The organism is Kitasatospora sp. NPDC001225 (genome assembly GCF_053597855.1).
This window is the reverse complement of the sequence record NZ_JBSFJC010000015.1, coordinates 22444-36707: the sequence shown is the minus strand read 5'-3', so window position 1 is coordinate 36707 and position 14264 is coordinate 22444. Positions and strand designations below refer to the sequence as shown.

Sequence of the window (14264 nt, the reverse complement as noted above, 5' to 3'; positions counted from 1 at the left end):
ATGCCGGACCCCTGCGCCGGACCTCCACCCCGGCCTCCTGCGCCGGGCCGCTACGCCGGCCGTCTCGCCTCCGCGCCCTCGACCGTGCGCCCGAGGGCGTCCAGCAGGTCGGCGAGCAGGTTGTGGGAGCGGGCTTCGAGGGCCGGGTCGCCGACGGTGCGGCCGAGGGCGACGGCGAGCCGGGCCGAGGAGAGCGCGGCGTCCCGGCGGCCGAGCGCGTGCAGAGCGCGGGCCCGGCTGTGGGTGGCGAGGACGGCCTCGGCGCCGCCGGAGCGAGCGGTGGCGGCGCGTACCGCCTCGTCGGCGTGGCGCAGGGCGGGCCCGGGGTCGTCGGCCAGGACCAGCGCGTCGGCGAGGTCGGTGAGCGCGCGGACCAGCAGGTGGTCGGTGGCGGGGGTGCGGGCGGCGGCGACCAGGTCGCCGAGCATGGGCACCGCCCGCTCGTACCGGCCGGCCCGCAGCAGCGCGGCGGCCACCCGGCTGCGGCAGTGGTGGCGCAGCGCCGCGTCGCCGGACCGGTCGGCGGCCGCGACGGCCCGCTCCAGGGTGTCGGCGGCGGTGCGGTGGGCCGCGCGGTCGACGTGCAGGACGGCGAGGTCGGTGGCGAGCCGGGCCACCGCCGCCTCGTCCCGGTCGGTGTGGGCGGCGCGCAGCCCGGCCTCGACCACGGCCCGCCAGTGCGTCCGGTCGTGGCCGGTGGTCTCGTACAACCGGCTGGCCCGGTGGGCGAGTTGCCAGGCCGCGGCGGGCCGTCCCTGCTGCTCGGCGCAGACCACCACCGCGCGCAGGGCGCTCTCCTCGCGGCGGAACCAGGCCCCCGCGCCCACGGTCGCCGCGCCCCCGGCCGTCCAGCCGGCGGTGACGTCGAGGTAGTGGGCGATCAGCCGGTCGAGGGCGAGGAACCGTTCGTCGCAGGTGAGTTCGGCGGCCTGCGCGGCGGCGTGGCGGCGGACCAGCTCGCGCCGGGCGTACCGGCCGGGGCCGCTCTCCTCCAGCAGGTGGACGGCGTCCAGCCGGGTCAGCAGGGTGCGGGTCGCGGCGGGCGGGAGGTCGGCGAGGGCGGCGGCGGTGGCGGTGTCGAGTTCCGCGCCGGGGTGCAGGCCGAGCAGGGTGAACAGCCGGGCGGCGTCGGGCGCCAGTGTGCGGTACGTCCGGTCCAGCGCGGCGGTGAGGCCGAGCGGGCCGCCGGCGGTGCCGGTGCCGGAGAGGGCGGCCGGACCGGTCTGCTCGTCGGCGAGTTCGGCGGCGAGGTCGGCCACGGACCAGTCGGGCCGGGCGGCCAGCCGGGCGGCGGCCAGGCGCAGCGCGAGCGGCAGGCGGTCGCAGCGCTCGGCGACTTCCGCGACCGCCTCCGGCTCACCGGCCGTGCGGTCCTCGCCGAGGATGCGGGCGAGCAGGGCGGCGGCCTCCTCGGGGCCGAGCACCCCCAGCGGCAGCGGGATGCCGCCGGTGCGGACCACCAGGTGGCGCAGCCGGCTGCGGCTGGTGACGATCGCGACCGGGGCGGGCTCGCTGTCGGTGGCCGGCGGGTCGGGCAGCAGCGGGGCGAGGTGCTCATAGGAGGCGGCGTCGTCCAGCACGACCAGCATCCGCCGGCCGCCGACCAGTTCGCGGTAGCGGCGGGCGCGGTCCTCGGGGTCGCGCGGCAGGGCGTCCGGGGCCGTACCGAGCGCGGTGAGGAACTCGCCGAGCACCTCGGCGGGTTCGCGCGGCCCGTCCGGGTCGAAGCCGCGCAGCTCGGCGTGGAGGACGCCGTCCGGGAAGTAGGCGTCGCCGCGCCGGGCCGTCCACTGCCGGACCAGGCTGGTCTTGCCGACCCCGGCGGGGCCGGTGACCAGGATCGGGCGGCCGTCCCGGGCTGCGGGCACCACCTGGTCCAGCCGGGCGAGTTCGTCCGTCCGGCCGACGAACCGGCGGTCGGCGGCGGGCCGGGCACCGGACTGCTCGCCGGCCAGGCGCAGCTCCGGGCCGGGTGGCCGGGAGAGCCGGGCCACCGCGCGCTCGTAGCGCTCCCGCGCCTCGGCGCTCCGCCCGTCCTGCTCCAGGCAGCGCACCAGCCGGGCGGTCAGCGTCTGCCGGGCGGGGTGGCCGTCGGCGGCCTCGGCGAGTTCGGCGGCCAGTTCGCCGCCCCGGCCGTCCCGGAGCAGGCCGTCGGCCAGCCGTTCCAGGGCGCGCAGCCGCAGGTCGGTCAGGTACGGGAGGGTCCGCTCGCGCAGCAGGGCGGAGCCGCAGTCGGCGAGCGCCGGGCCGCGCCACAGGTCCAGCGCGGCGCGCAGCAGGGGCGGGGCGCCGTCCGCCGGCGCGGCCTCCACCGGCGCGGCCTCCATCGGGGCGGGCTCCGGCGGGGCGGTCCCCGGCGGGGCACCGTCCAGCGGGGCGGCGGGCTCGGGGAGCAGCACGCCGGCCTGTTCGCAGAGCCGGCCGAAGCGCAGCACGTCGACCCGGTCGGGTTCACCGGCCAGCAGGTAGCCGGCCCCCCGGGTGCCCAGCTCCAGCCCGGAGCCGTCCAGCAGTTGGCGCACCGCCGCGACGTGGCCCTGCAGGGCGGCCCGCGCGGTGGGCGGCGCGCAGCCCTCCCAGACCAGCTCGATCAGCTCCTCGGTGGCCACCGTCCGGTTCAGCCGTACGGCGAGCGCGCTCAGCAGCGCCCGGCGCTTGGGGGCCGAGGGCGTCACCGCCGTCCCGTCCTCCCGCCGCACCACCACCGGCCCGAGCAGATCGATGTGCACGCGCCCGTTCCCCTCCCCCACCATCCGTCGACTCCCCGGCTGGTTCGAGGATAGGGCCGACCGGGCCCTTGACGTCGGCCGTACGGTACCGGGCCGGTACGACACCGGCGTCGCGTCCGCGGCTCCCGGCCGAGCGGCCACCGCCGCACGGCCCCGCGTCCGCCGCTCCGGACGGGCCGGGCATCGCCGCACGGCCCCGCGTCGGCCGTCCGGTGCAACCGTCACCGGCCCCATCGGCATCCCTCTCAGGGGTGCCCCGTGGAGCCCGGTCGGACCGGGGGCGGGCGCCCCGCGCGGGCGGGCGTCCGAGGGCGGGAGCAGCCGTCCGGCGTGGACCGGACAGGTTCTCGCACTACACTGCTCCACCCCGAGGGCCGATGGCCGCTTCGGGTGTGATGTGCGGTTTTGGGGCGAGGTGGGGGGTACCGGTGCGGATTCGGCTGCTCGGGCCGGTGGAGCTGCGGGTCGGGGCGGACGGCTTCGCGAGCGTGGCGGGTGCCCAGCGGCGGGCCGTCCTGGCGATGCTGGCGCTGCGGTTGGGGCTCGTGGTCACCATGGACCAGCTGTGCGAGCTGCTCTGGGACGAGCAGCCGCCGCCCACCGCCCGGGCGGCCGTGCAGGGGCACGTCGCCGCGCTGCGGAAGGTGCTCGCCGACACCCCGTTCGAGCTGCACACCCGGGACTCCGGCTACCTGCTGACCGGGCCGGCCGACGCCGTGGACGCGCTGCGCTTCGAGGAGCTCGCCGGCGAGGCCGAGGGGCAGGCCGGGCTCGGCGACTGCGCCACGGCGGTCGCGCTGCTGGAGGAGGCGCTGCGGCTGTGGCGCGGCGAGGCGCTGGCCGACCTGCCCGAAACCCCCCTGCGGGACGCCGCGGTGGACCGGCTGAGGCAGTCCCGCACGGCCGCCCTGCTCTGCTGGGCCGGGCTGCGGCTGGGCCAGGGCGCCGGGGCCTCGGCCGTGCCGCTGCTGAAGCACGGGGTGCGGCTGGACGGGCTGCGCGAGGAACTGGTGGCCATGCTGATGCGCTGCCTGCACCAGGCGGGCCGGTCCGCGGAGGCGCTGACCGCCTACCACCAGGCCCGGGTCCGGCTGGACGACGAACTGGGCATCAACCCCGGCCCGGCGCTGCGCGCGGCGCTCGCCGAGGTGCTGGCCGACGACCGTACGGCGGAGCCGCCGCCCGCCGCTGCGCCGGCCCCCGGAGCGGCGCCGCGGCCCGCGCCGGTGCCGCGCCGACTCCCCCGCCGCCACCCGGACTTCGTCGGCCGCACCACCGACCTGGCCCGCCTCGACCTGGCCTGCGGGACCGGCCGCGCCGGGGACGGCCCGGTGCTGGTGGTCGGCCCGGCCGGGGTCGGCAAGAGCGCGCTGGTCACCGCCTGGGCGCACCGGGCCGCCGACCGCTTCCCGGACGGACTGCTCCACGCCGAACTGCACGGCCTCGCCCCGGACGGCCCGGCCCGGCCCGAGGCCGTCCTGGCCGGCTTCCTGCGCGCGCTCGGCGTACCGGAGGACGGCATCCCCGAGGGGCGCGCCGCCCGGGCCGCGCTCTACCGCGAGCGCACCCGGGGCCGGCGGCTGCTGGTGCTGCTGGACGACGCCGCCGACGCCGACCAGGTCGCCGACCTGCTGCCCGCCGGCCCGGCCGGCACCGCCGTGGTCACCGGCCGGGGCTCGCTGGAGAGCCTGGTCGCCGTCGAGGGGGCCACCCTGCTGCGCCTGGCCGCACTGCCCGAGGACGACGCCCTGCACCTGCTGGAGCGCGCCCTGACGCCCGAGCGGCTGCGCGCCGAGCCGGAGGCCGCCGCCCGCCTCGCCGGGCTCTGCGACCACCTGCCGCTCGCCCTGCGGATCGCCGCCGCCCGCCTGGCCGACCGGCCGGACCGGACGATCGCCGGGCTGGTCGCCGAACTCGCCGACGAACGGACCAGGCTGGCCGTCCTGGACGCGGACGGCACGCTCTCCGTCGCGGGCCGGCTCGGGCTGACCCACCGCCGGCTCTCCGGACCCGCGGCCGAACTGCTCACCGCCCTGGCCGCCCACCCCGGCCGCGAGGTGGACACCCCGGCGGGCGCCGCCCTGCTCGGCAGCGACACCGCGACCGCCCACCGGGTGCTCGGCGAGCTGGCCTCCCACCACCTGCTCACCGGCACCGCCCCCGGCCGCCACGCCCGTACCGACCTGGTCCGGCTGTACGGCGCCGGGCTGCTCGCCGAACGGCCCGAACAGCACCGGCGGCTGCTGCGCGACCGCCTGGCCGACCACTACCTCACGGCCCTCGGGCACTGCGGGTCCTTCCTCGACCCCGGCCAGGAGGACACCGCCCCGCCCGCCGGTCCGGCGCAGGCCCTCCCGGCCGTCGGCGACATCCGCACCGCGCTCGACTGGTTCGACGCCGAGGAGCCGGCGGTCTCCGCGCTGGTCGCGTCCCCCGACACCGACCCGGCCCGGGCCTGGCGGCTCGCGCTGACCTGCGGCTCGCTCTACTACGGCGCCAGCCGCTTCACCGACTGGCTCGCCAGTGCCCGGCTGGGGCAGGCTGCGGCCGAACGCTGCGGCGACCCGGTCGCGGTCGCGCTGCTGCTCAACTGCCGGGCGCAGGCCCTGGTCGCGCTGGAACGCCGGCAGGAGTCCGCGGAGGCGGCCCGGAAGGCGGTCGCCGCGGCCGAGTCCGCCACCGGGCCCGCCGCCGCGTCCGCGCACGTCCGGGCCCTCGCCACGCTGGCGCTGGTCACCGCGATGCTCGGCCACGCCGCCGAGGCCGAGCGGCTGGCCGCCGCCGCCACGGCGCTCGCGCTGGAGTCCGGCGACCGCCGCCGGCTGGTCGACGCCAAGGTGCACCAGGGCTGGGTCAGCCTGGCCGCCGGGGACCGGGAGGGCGCCCAGCGCCGGTCCCGGGAGGCCCGCGAGCTGCTGCCGGCCACGCCCGTCACCCAGGTCCACCTCTGGTCGCTGCTGACCGAGGCGCAGGCCCTCGCGCCGACCGTCCGCGACGACGCCGCCGACCTCGCCTGGCACCGGCTGCTCGCCGCCTGCGAGGAGGCCGGCCTGCTGTACTTGCACGCGGTGGCCGAACAGTCCTACGCCGCCTACCTGTTGGCCCGGGGACGGGAACCGGAGGTGCGCGGCCGGCTGCGCACGGCGCTGGACCGCTTCCGCTCGCACGACCGGCAGGCGGGCCACTGCAGCGAGTTCACCACCAGCCTGGAGGAGTCGCTCAACCTCCGCACCGGCCGGCGGGCGACGGACGACTGAACCGGACGGTCGGCGCGAGGGGCCGCGCCCCGGTCGGCCGGTGCCCCGGTCAGCCGGAGCCGGACGGCCCCGTCAGCCGGCCGCCGAGGCCGCCCCGCGCACCGTCGGGGCGTACCCGTGCTCCGTCGCCAGCACCGGGCGCAGCGCCCGGATCGCGTAGAAGTTGCGGGACTTGACCGTCCCCGGCGGCACCCCCAGCCGGGCCGAGGCCTCCAGCACCGAGCGGTCCTTGAGGTGGAGTTCGACCAGCACCTCGCGGTGGTGCTTCTGCACCCGGCGCAGCGCCAGCGCGAGGTCCCGGGCCACCACCACCTGCTCGTACGGGTCGTCGGCGACCGGCCGGTCCTCGACCGTCTCGCCGATCACCTCCTTGGCGCGGGCGGCGGCCATCCGGTAGTGGTCGATCGCGATCCGCCGGGCGACCGTGAACAGCCAGGGCCGGGCCGCCTCCGCACCGGCGGCCAGCGCCTCCGGGTGCTGCCAGGCGCGCAGCAGGGTCTCCTGGAGGATGTCCTCGGCCTTGCCGCGGTCCCCGCCGGTGGCCCGCAGCAGCGCGCGCAGCAGGTAGCCGCCGTGCAGCCGGTGGATCTCGGCGAGCACGTCGGGGTCGAGGGTCGGGCGGGCCGGGGCGGTGGCGCCCTCCGGCGCGGCGGCCGGACCCTCGGACGGCGGGGTGACGGACGTGGGCTGGGCGACGGACGGCTTCGACACGCGCTACCTCTCAGGTCGGGCAGGGGGCGCAGCACGGGCAGGGGACGCAGCACGGGCAGGGCGTGCTGGGCACCGCCGGAGATCCCCGGCGGTGGCTGCACCAGCACACTGCCGGAGCCCGCCAAGTCCGCACCAAGGATCCGCCAACGCCCACGTCCGGGGCACTCGGGCCGCCCCCGAGTGCCACCGTTGGCGGGCGCCGACGACTGTTGGCCGGTCGTTAGCGGCCGTGAGCTGCGGCTTCTTCCGCCACCGCCCGGTTCGGCGCCCGGCCCCCCGCCGAGCGCCGCACCGGGCCGCGGTGTCAGCCCTCGGCGAGCGCCCCGAGCAGCTCCCGCACCCCGTCCTCGCCCCGGTGCTCGATCAGCACCGCGACCCAGCCCGCCAACAGCTGCCGCTCCGCCGCCGACCACACCGGTGCCGACGGGTGCTCGTCCACCACCAGCGCCGTCGCCACGCCCAGCAGCCCCGACTCCGGCTGCGGCCGCTCCTCCGGCGCCGCACGCAGCGCCAGCCGCCGGGCGACCGCGATCACCCGCTCCGCCGCCGCCTCGGGCACCGCCAGCCCGGCCGGCCCGGCCGCGCTCGGCGCCCCGGCCCGCACCAGGGCCGCGACGAACTCCCGCGCCTCCGGCCCGTCCGCGGCCATGCCGCGGCCCTCCCCCGTCCCGTTCACGGGACTCACGCTCCTTCCGACTCGGTGACACTCGGCGGACGCCGGGTGCCACCCGATGACGGTACCGATCGGTAGCCGGTCGGGCGGAGGGTTTTCTCGTTACGGGCCTCCCGAAGCGACAGGGGGCGCGCCGTGCGCCCTGTTCCGCTCAACGGGCCCTCCACCACCAGCGGTTCAGCTGAACCGGAGGGTAGCCTTCAGCCGTACTCCCGGCTGTACGGGTAGACCGTACGGTCGGCCGGACCGGAGGCACCCGTCCGGCGCACCAGGGACCGGGAGGTCGTCCGATGGCTTACTCCGACGGCACCGCGGGCGCGGGCGGCACCGCCCAGGCCGCACCCGACTACTCGCCGGCCGTCTGGCCCGAGCCCGTCGCCCTGCTGCCCCGGCTGCCCCCGCGCCCGCTCGACCCGCTCGGCACCGTCCTGATCCCGCCCGCCGAACGGCGGCCGTCCACCCGGGAGCCGGCTGTCGGACCGTCCTCGGCGGCGCCGCTCCCGTTCCTGCCCCCGAGCCCGCCTGCCCCCGCACCGCCTGCCGCACCGCCCGTACCGCGCCCCGACTCCGACCGCCCGCGCACCCTGCGGCTCGCCCTCCCCGGCGGCGGGGAGGCACGACGGCGGCGCCTGCTCGACCGCGTCCGGGCGCCGCTGCGGTCCCACCACCGGATCGCCGTCCTGGGCGGCCCCGCCGAGGGGGCCGCCGCCCTCCTCGGCGCCCTGCTCGCGGAACACCGGGCCCACCCGGTGCTCGTTCTCACCACCGCCGGGCCCGCCGGGAGCGAATGCCGCACGGGCGGCCGGGTGCTGCGGTCCGTACGGCCGGACCCGGCCGCCCTGCGGGAGGCCCTCGGCGAGGCCGACGGCCACTACCCGGTGATCCTCGCGGACACCACCGGCGCCCCGGCCGAGGTCCGGCTCGCCGCCGTCGAACACGCCGACCGGCTGCTCCTCTGCGCCCCGGCCTCCGCCACCGGAGCCCGCACCGCCGACGCCCTCCTCGACCACCTCACCGCCCTCGGCCACCACGGCCTGGCCCGCGGGGCGGTCGCCGCCTTCACCCCCGCCCCGCCCACCGACCGCCCGGTCGCCGACCGCGACCTCCTCCCCCACTTCCGCACCCGCTGCCGCGCCGCCCTCACCCTCCCGGCCGCCCCCGCCGCCCTCCGCGCCCGGGCCCGCCTCGACTACCTGGAACTCGCCGCCCTCATCGGCGACGGCATGGCCGAGCACCGCTGAGCCGACCGGGCGGCCACCGGTCAACCCGACGCGAGGGCGTCCGCACGGGATCCGGCCGGGGCGAACCATCCCGGCCGCAGCTCGACGAGCAGGTCGTCGAGCCCCCGGACCGCCGGACCGGGCTCCTCCGACGGCCACTCGACGGGCGTCGCCAGGCTCCGCCCATAGCAGCGCAGCCGCCAGAGGTCGAACGCCGCCGTGCCGTCGATGAAGTCCACGTCGATCTGGACTCCGGCCTGGTCGGTCATCCGGCATCCCGCCCCGTGCACCAGGTACGCGTAGCCGCCGGCCTCACCACTCCGGCTGATCCGCCCCGAGCGTGCCGCCGCCAGGATGTCCGCCAAGCGCTCCAGCGGCGGCACCGCCTCGCACAACGCCGCCTCCGCCCGGTCGAGCGCGGCCAGGAAGCCGAGCACCAGCTCTCTCGCCGTCGGCGGTTGTCGATCCGTCATCAGGGCCCTCCGTTCCCGTGCCGTGCCGTCCTTCAGCCGCCGGGCGTATCCGGTCCCTGAGGGGCCCTGATGGTCCCACGGCGCCGATCACCACGACGAGCGGATTCCTCCCGTCAGGCCCTCGGCCCCAGCCGGACGATCGGCTCGGGACCGGCGCCCTGTCGGCTCGCCTCCGCACGGCCCGGGCGCCGACCCCTGGCGCGCGGGGCCAAGGCGGCGGCCACCGCCGCCAGGGCGACGGCCGCGAGGACGGTGAGGGCGAGGAGGCCCGCCTCGATGCCGGCGCCGCTCTCGGGTGGAGCGGGGCGCGTGGTGAGGACGACCGCCGGGGTGACTGCGGCGACGGGGCCGACGGTGCCGTGGCCGTACTGATGGCCAGGGCCGCGGGAGGCGGCGGCTTCCCGGTCTTCGGCCGGCTGGTCGACGGTCAGGTCCGGGCGGTAGCCGAGGACGAGGACGGCGGCGGCCGAGCCCGGGTCGGCCGCCGCCCGGGGGCGGGGCGGCGGCGTGGTCACGCGAAGGTGCCGAACCGTTCGGCCGGGATGTCCTGCGGCAGCAGCAGGCTGAGTTCGTCCAGGTCCACCACGTCGACCCGGGACAGCCGGCCCGCCTGCCGGGTGACCATCGCTTCGAGCACCTGCCGGGCGAACCGGCCGTTGCCGAAGGAGCGGTCGCGCGGGACGGCGCCGAACAGGGTGCCGAGTGCGGCCAGGGTCTCCGGAGTGCAGGTGTAGCCGGCGGTCTCGGCCCGCGCCCGGACGATGGCGACGAGTTCCTCGTCCGCGTAGTGCTCGAAGGTGATCTCCCGGGAGAACCGGGAGGCCAGGCCGGGGTTGGAGGCGAGGAAGCCGCGCATCTCCTCCCGGTAGCCGGCCACGATCACCACGACCTCGTCGCGGTGGTCCTCCATCAGCTTCACCAGGGTGTCCACCGCCTCCTGCCCGAAGTCCCCGCCGCTGCCGTCGCGGGGCGTCAGGGTGTACGCCTCGTCGATGAACAGCACGCCGCCCCGGGCGCGTTCGAAGGCGTCCCGGGTGAGGTGGGCGGTGTGGCCGAGGTAGCGGCCGACCAGGTCGGCGCGGGCGGTCTCGACCAGCCGGCCGGAGGGCAGCACGCCGAGTTCGGCGAGGAGTTCGCCGTACAGCCGGGCGACGGTGGTCTTGCCGGTGCCGGGCGGGCCCGAGAACACCAGGTGGTGGCCGAGGGGGGCGGCGGGCAGCCCGGCCTCGACCCGGCGCCGGGACTGGCGGGTCAGGTTGACCAGGTCCTCGACCTGCTCCTTGGCGGCGGCGAGGCCGACCATGGCGCGCAGCCGGTCGAGCAGGCCGGGCTCCCCGGCCCGCCCCCCGCCGGCGGCGGCCGGGGCGAACTCCTCGCCGACGTCGGCGGGCAGCAGCCGGGTGAGCGCCGCGTTGTCGAAGTGCTCCAGTTCGGCGAGCCGGGAGGCCTGCCGGTCGACCATCTCCTCGAACACCTTGCGGGCGGCCCGGCCGTTGCCGAACTCCGCACCCTTGGGCATCCGGTCGAAGTGCGCGGCGAGCGCCTCCCGGGTGCCCTCGGCGAGCTCGTAGCCGTGTCCGCCGGCGGCCTGCTCGACGATCGTGGCGAGCTCGTCGGCGCGGTAGTTCCGGAACTCGACGGTGCGGCTGAACCGGGACGCCAGGCCCGGGTTGGAGGCCAGGAACCCGCGGATCCCGGCCTCGTACCCGGCGACGATCACCACCAGGTCGTCGCGGTGGTCCTCCATCAGCTTCACCAGGGTGTCGACGGCCTCCCGGCCGAAGTCCGGGCCGGCCGCGCCGGAGCCCGCCGACAGGGTGTAGGCCTCGTCGACGAACAGCACCCCGCCGAGGGCCTCCCTGACCACCTCGGTGGTCTTCAGGGCTGTCCCGCCGACGACCGGGGCGACCAGGTCGGCCCGGGCGACCTCGACCAGGTGGCCGCTGCGCAGCACGCCGAGTTCGGCGAGGATCGCCCCGTAGAGCCGGGCGACGGTGGTCTTGCCGGTGCCGGGCGGGCCGGCGAAGACGAGGTGCCGGCTCATCGGCAGGGCGGGCAGCCCGGCCTGCTCGCGGCGGCGGGTCAGCTTGCCGAGGTTGACCAGGGTGGCGACCTGCTCCTTGACGCCCTCCAGCCCGACCAGGGCCCGGAGGACGGCCTGCGGGCCGACGGCCTCCTCCCCGGGGGCTTCCGTACCGTCGCCGGCGGCGTCCGCAGCGACGGTGGTGGCGACGGCCGCCGTGCCGTGGGCGTCAGGCGAGCGGTTGTCCCGGCTGTCGAGGTTCTCCACCACGAGGCGGTCGGTCGGCGCGGTCTGCCACAGCCCGGCGCCCTGGTTCCCGGCGGCCGTGCAGTCGGTGAGCCGGACGGGCTCCGCGGACTCGGAGCGCAGCCCGTCCACGGTGTTGTCGCCGAGCCGGCAGGAGGTCAGGGTGGCCCGGGAGCCGGGCAGCAGGTGCAGCCCGTGCCGCCGGTTGGTCCCCAACCGGGCGCGGGTGGCGGCCAGTTCGCCGCCGCGTTCGACACTCGCGCCGTCGAGGGCGTTGCCGGTGCACTCGACGTCGCGCAGGATGGCGACGCCCCCGGCGCCGACCGAGATCCCGCAGGACCCGCTGCCGCGCACCAGGCCGCCGCCGAGGTGGGTGTGGGCGCCGTCGGCGATCCGCACCCCGTGCCGTCCGGCGTCGACGACGGTGACGTCCTCCAGTCGGCCGCGCCCGTCGCCCAGCACCTCGATCCCGTGGCGGCCGGCGGCGGTGACGGTGCCGCGGCGCAGCAGCGGGTCGGCGCCGTCGCGCACCACGATGCCGACGCCGGCCGCGCGGCGGACCTCCAGGCGGTCGAACTCGGCGGCGCTCCCGCCGGTGAGTTCGACACCGTCGGTCCCGGCGTCGCGCACCACCGTCCGCAGCAGGCTGGGCCCGGCCGACCCGCCGACGTGAATGCCGACCCCGGCGGGGGCGGTGACCTCGCAGTCCTCCAGGGTGCCCCGGGCCCGGCCCGCGATGTGCAGACCGTACCCCTGGGGGCGGACGGCGCGGCAGCGGCGCAGCAGCGGGTCGGTGCCGTCGGTGAGGACGTAGCCGTGGCCGCGCACGGCGGTGACGGTGCAGTCCTCCAGCACGACCCGGGCGGCGGAGCCGACGAAGACGCCGAGCGCGCTGTCCCGGATCGCGGTGCGCAGCAGGCGCGTGCTGCTCCGCTCCTCCAGGGCGACGGCGGGCTTGTCGGTGCCGGAGATCTCGCAGTCCTCGACGACGCCGCGCGCCTCGCCGTTGGCGCACAGGCCGTTGCCGCGCGCGTCGCGCAGCACGCAGCGCCGGACGGTCGGGTCGGCCCGCTCGCCGATGACCACGGCCGAGGTGCCCAGGTGCTCGACGACGCTGTCCTCGATCACGCTGGAGCCGGTGGAGGTCTCCACCAGCCCGGCGCCGGCCGGGTTGGTGACCCGGCTGCCGCACATGGCGAGTTCGCCCGGCCCGCGGGTGAGCACGGCGGTCCAGGCGTTGCCGATCACCTCGCAGTCCCGCACGGTGAGGCGGCCGCGCGGGACGTCGACGGCGGGCAGTTCGTCGTCCTGCCCCTGGAGCACCAGACCGGTCAACCGGACGGCCTCGGTGAGCACCTGGACCACCGAACCGCGCCGGGGGCTGATCCGCACACTGCCCCGGACGTCGGCGGCGGTGATGCTCACGGCCTTGGTGAGCACCAGGTTCTCGTCGTACCGGCCGGGCCGGACCGAGATCACCGCGCCGCCGCCGGCCGCCCGGAGGGCCTCGCCGATCGTCCGGTAGGAGCCGGGTTCCCGCTGCTCCGCGCAGACCGTCAGCACCGGGCGCGACATGCCTGGGGTTCCCTTCGTCGTGGGGCGTTGTGGTTCGGTCGCTCGGTGGTTCGGTGACTCAGCGGTTCGGTGGCTCGGCGGGTCCGGGCCCCGGTTCGCGCCGGGGTCAGGCCGTGCAGGTGGCGCGGACGGCGCTGGCGGCGTGGTGGGCGCCGCTGGAGCCGCCCCAGTCCACACCGCGGCTGTGCAGCGTGACGGAGATCGGGCCGCGGTAGGTGAACGGCCCGTTGTTCACCCAACTGCCCCGGCTCGCCGTCTGGTTGATGGTGAACGAACCCACCTGGCCGCCACCGCTCTGCACCGTGTAGGTGCTCGGGTTGCCGCCGACCTGCTTCACGTCGCCGCTGGCCGGGATGTAGACCGACAGGGTGCAGCTGGTGACCTTGTCCACGGTGAAGGTCCAGACGACCGAGTTGCCGTTGTCGTCCTTGTTGGCGTTACCGGACATCGGCATCGAGGCGTAGGTGCCGTTGCAGCCGTCGCCGCTGTAGCCACCGGAGTTGTTGCGCCAGCCGCTGCTGCCCTGGTCGAACCAACCGTTGGTCTTGTACTGGCCGCCGCCCGAGCAGTACGGGCCGGCGATCACGGTGACCGGTGCGGGCGGCTTGGCCGCCGGGGGCGCGGGCTGCTGGGGCGCCGACGGGTTCGGGGCCGGCTTGTTCGGAGCCGGCTGGTTGGGGGCCGGCTGGTTCGGCGCCGGGTTGGCCGCACCGCCGCCGCCCGTGCCACCGGCGGCCGGGCCACCGCCGCCCGAACCACCCGAGGCGGCGGCCGCACCGCCCTGCGCGCGATCGCCCCCACCGCCCGAACCCGCGCCGCCCCCAGCGGGGTTGGCCCCGACGCCGGGAGGAGCGGCCGCACCGGCACCGCCCCCGCCACCGCCGGCACCGCCACCAGCGCCGCCGCCGGTGCCGTTCGGGGCCGAGGCCGCCTGGTCCCCCGACGCCGGTGCGGCCGAACCGTCCGGCTGCGGTGCCGCCGAGCCCGACTGCCCGTCGGGCGCGACGCCGCCGGCGGTGCCACCGTGCTCGTCGAAGCCGGGGACGTTGGCGGGCGGGGCGTCGGCCTGGGCCGGTCCGTGCGGGTCGCTGCCGCTGCGCTGGGTCACCATCACGGAGGTGCCGACCAGCACCAGGCCGACGGCGACGGCCGCGGCGATCATCGGACGGGAGACCCGGCCGGTGCGCGGCCCAGGGTCCCCCGGACCCACGGGCCCCGCGGGGGTCGCCGGGCCGACGGGTGCCGTCGGGCCCTTGGCGGGGGACGGCAGGGGCGCCGGCCCGATACCGGTCCCGGCCGGGGGCCTGGCTCCACCCGTGGGCTTGGGCCCGGACGCGGGCTTCGGGCCGGTTCGCGC

9 protein-coding genes are annotated in these 14264 nt (G+C 78.0%); 2 read left to right on the top strand and 7 right to left on the bottom strand.

Annotation, left to right across the window (positions count from 1 at the left end; genetic code table 11):
* Window positions 1-50: 50 nt before the first annotated feature.
* Window positions 51-2729, bottom strand: a complete 2679-nt coding sequence (locus tag ACWDCZ_RS07585; RefSeq protein WP_449815471.1) for a BTAD domain-containing putative transcriptional regulator — start codon at window positions 2727-2729, stop codon at window positions 51-53.
* 428 nt (window positions 2730-3157) lie between these two features.
* Here ACWDCZ_RS07585 and ACWDCZ_RS07580 point away from each other — a divergent pair, with 428 nt between their 5' ends.
* Window positions 3158-5986: a BTAD domain-containing putative transcriptional regulator gene (locus ACWDCZ_RS07580; RefSeq protein ID WP_449815470.1), complete on the top strand. Its 2829-nt coding sequence runs from the start codon at window positions 3158-3160 to the stop codon at window positions 5984-5986.
* Window positions 5987-6058: 72 nt separating this feature from the next.
* Here the strand turns inward: ACWDCZ_RS07580 and ACWDCZ_RS07575 are convergent, their stop codons facing one another.
* A complete protein-coding gene (locus ACWDCZ_RS07575; protein ID WP_074004942.1) occupies window positions 6059-6697 on the bottom strand; it encodes a sigma-70 family RNA polymerase sigma factor in 639 nt (212 codons plus the stop codon).
* A gap of 304 nt (window positions 6698-7001) precedes the next feature.
* On the bottom strand, window positions 7002-7373 hold the full coding sequence (locus ACWDCZ_RS07570) for a hypothetical protein (RefSeq protein ID WP_449815469.1): 372 nt from the start codon (window positions 7371-7373) through the stop codon (window positions 7002-7004).
* A 287-nt stretch (window positions 7374-7660) separates the two neighbouring features.
* Here ACWDCZ_RS07570 and ACWDCZ_RS07565 point away from each other — a divergent pair, with 287 nt between their 5' ends.
* Window positions 7661-8611 carry a hypothetical protein gene (locus ACWDCZ_RS07565; protein WP_449815468.1) on the top strand — a complete coding sequence of 317 codons (951 nt, stop codon included), beginning with the start codon at window positions 7661-7663 and terminating at the stop codon, window positions 8609-8611.
* Between the two features lie 20 nt (window positions 8612-8631).
* On the opposite strand, the gene ACWDCZ_RS07560 is transcribed toward ACWDCZ_RS07565, so the two are convergent.
* From ACWDCZ_RS07560 to ACWDCZ_RS07545, 4 genes are all read right to left on the bottom strand, one after another.
* Window positions 8632-9063 (bottom strand): DUF6896 domain-containing protein, encoded by a 432-nt coding sequence (locus ACWDCZ_RS07560; protein WP_449815467.1) that lies wholly within the window; start codon window positions 9061-9063, stop codon window positions 8632-8634.
* A gap of 113 nt (window positions 9064-9176) precedes the next feature.
* Window positions 9177-9578, bottom strand: coding sequence for a hypothetical protein (locus ACWDCZ_RS07555; RefSeq protein WP_449815466.1), 402 nt, complete (start codon window positions 9576-9578; stop codon window positions 9177-9179).
* Window positions 9575-12907, bottom strand: a complete 3333-nt coding sequence (locus ACWDCZ_RS07550) for a right-handed parallel beta-helix repeat-containing protein (protein WP_449815465.1) — start codon at window positions 12905-12907, stop codon at window positions 9575-9577. The genes ACWDCZ_RS07555 and ACWDCZ_RS07550 overlap by 4 nt, the downstream gene beginning before the upstream one ends.
* 106 nt (window positions 12908-13013) lie before the next feature.
* Entirely contained in the window at window positions 13014-14069 is a 1056-nt protein-coding gene (locus ACWDCZ_RS07545; RefSeq protein ID WP_449815464.1) for a hypothetical protein, read from the bottom strand.
* Between the last annotated feature and the right edge of the window lie 195 nt (window positions 14070-14264).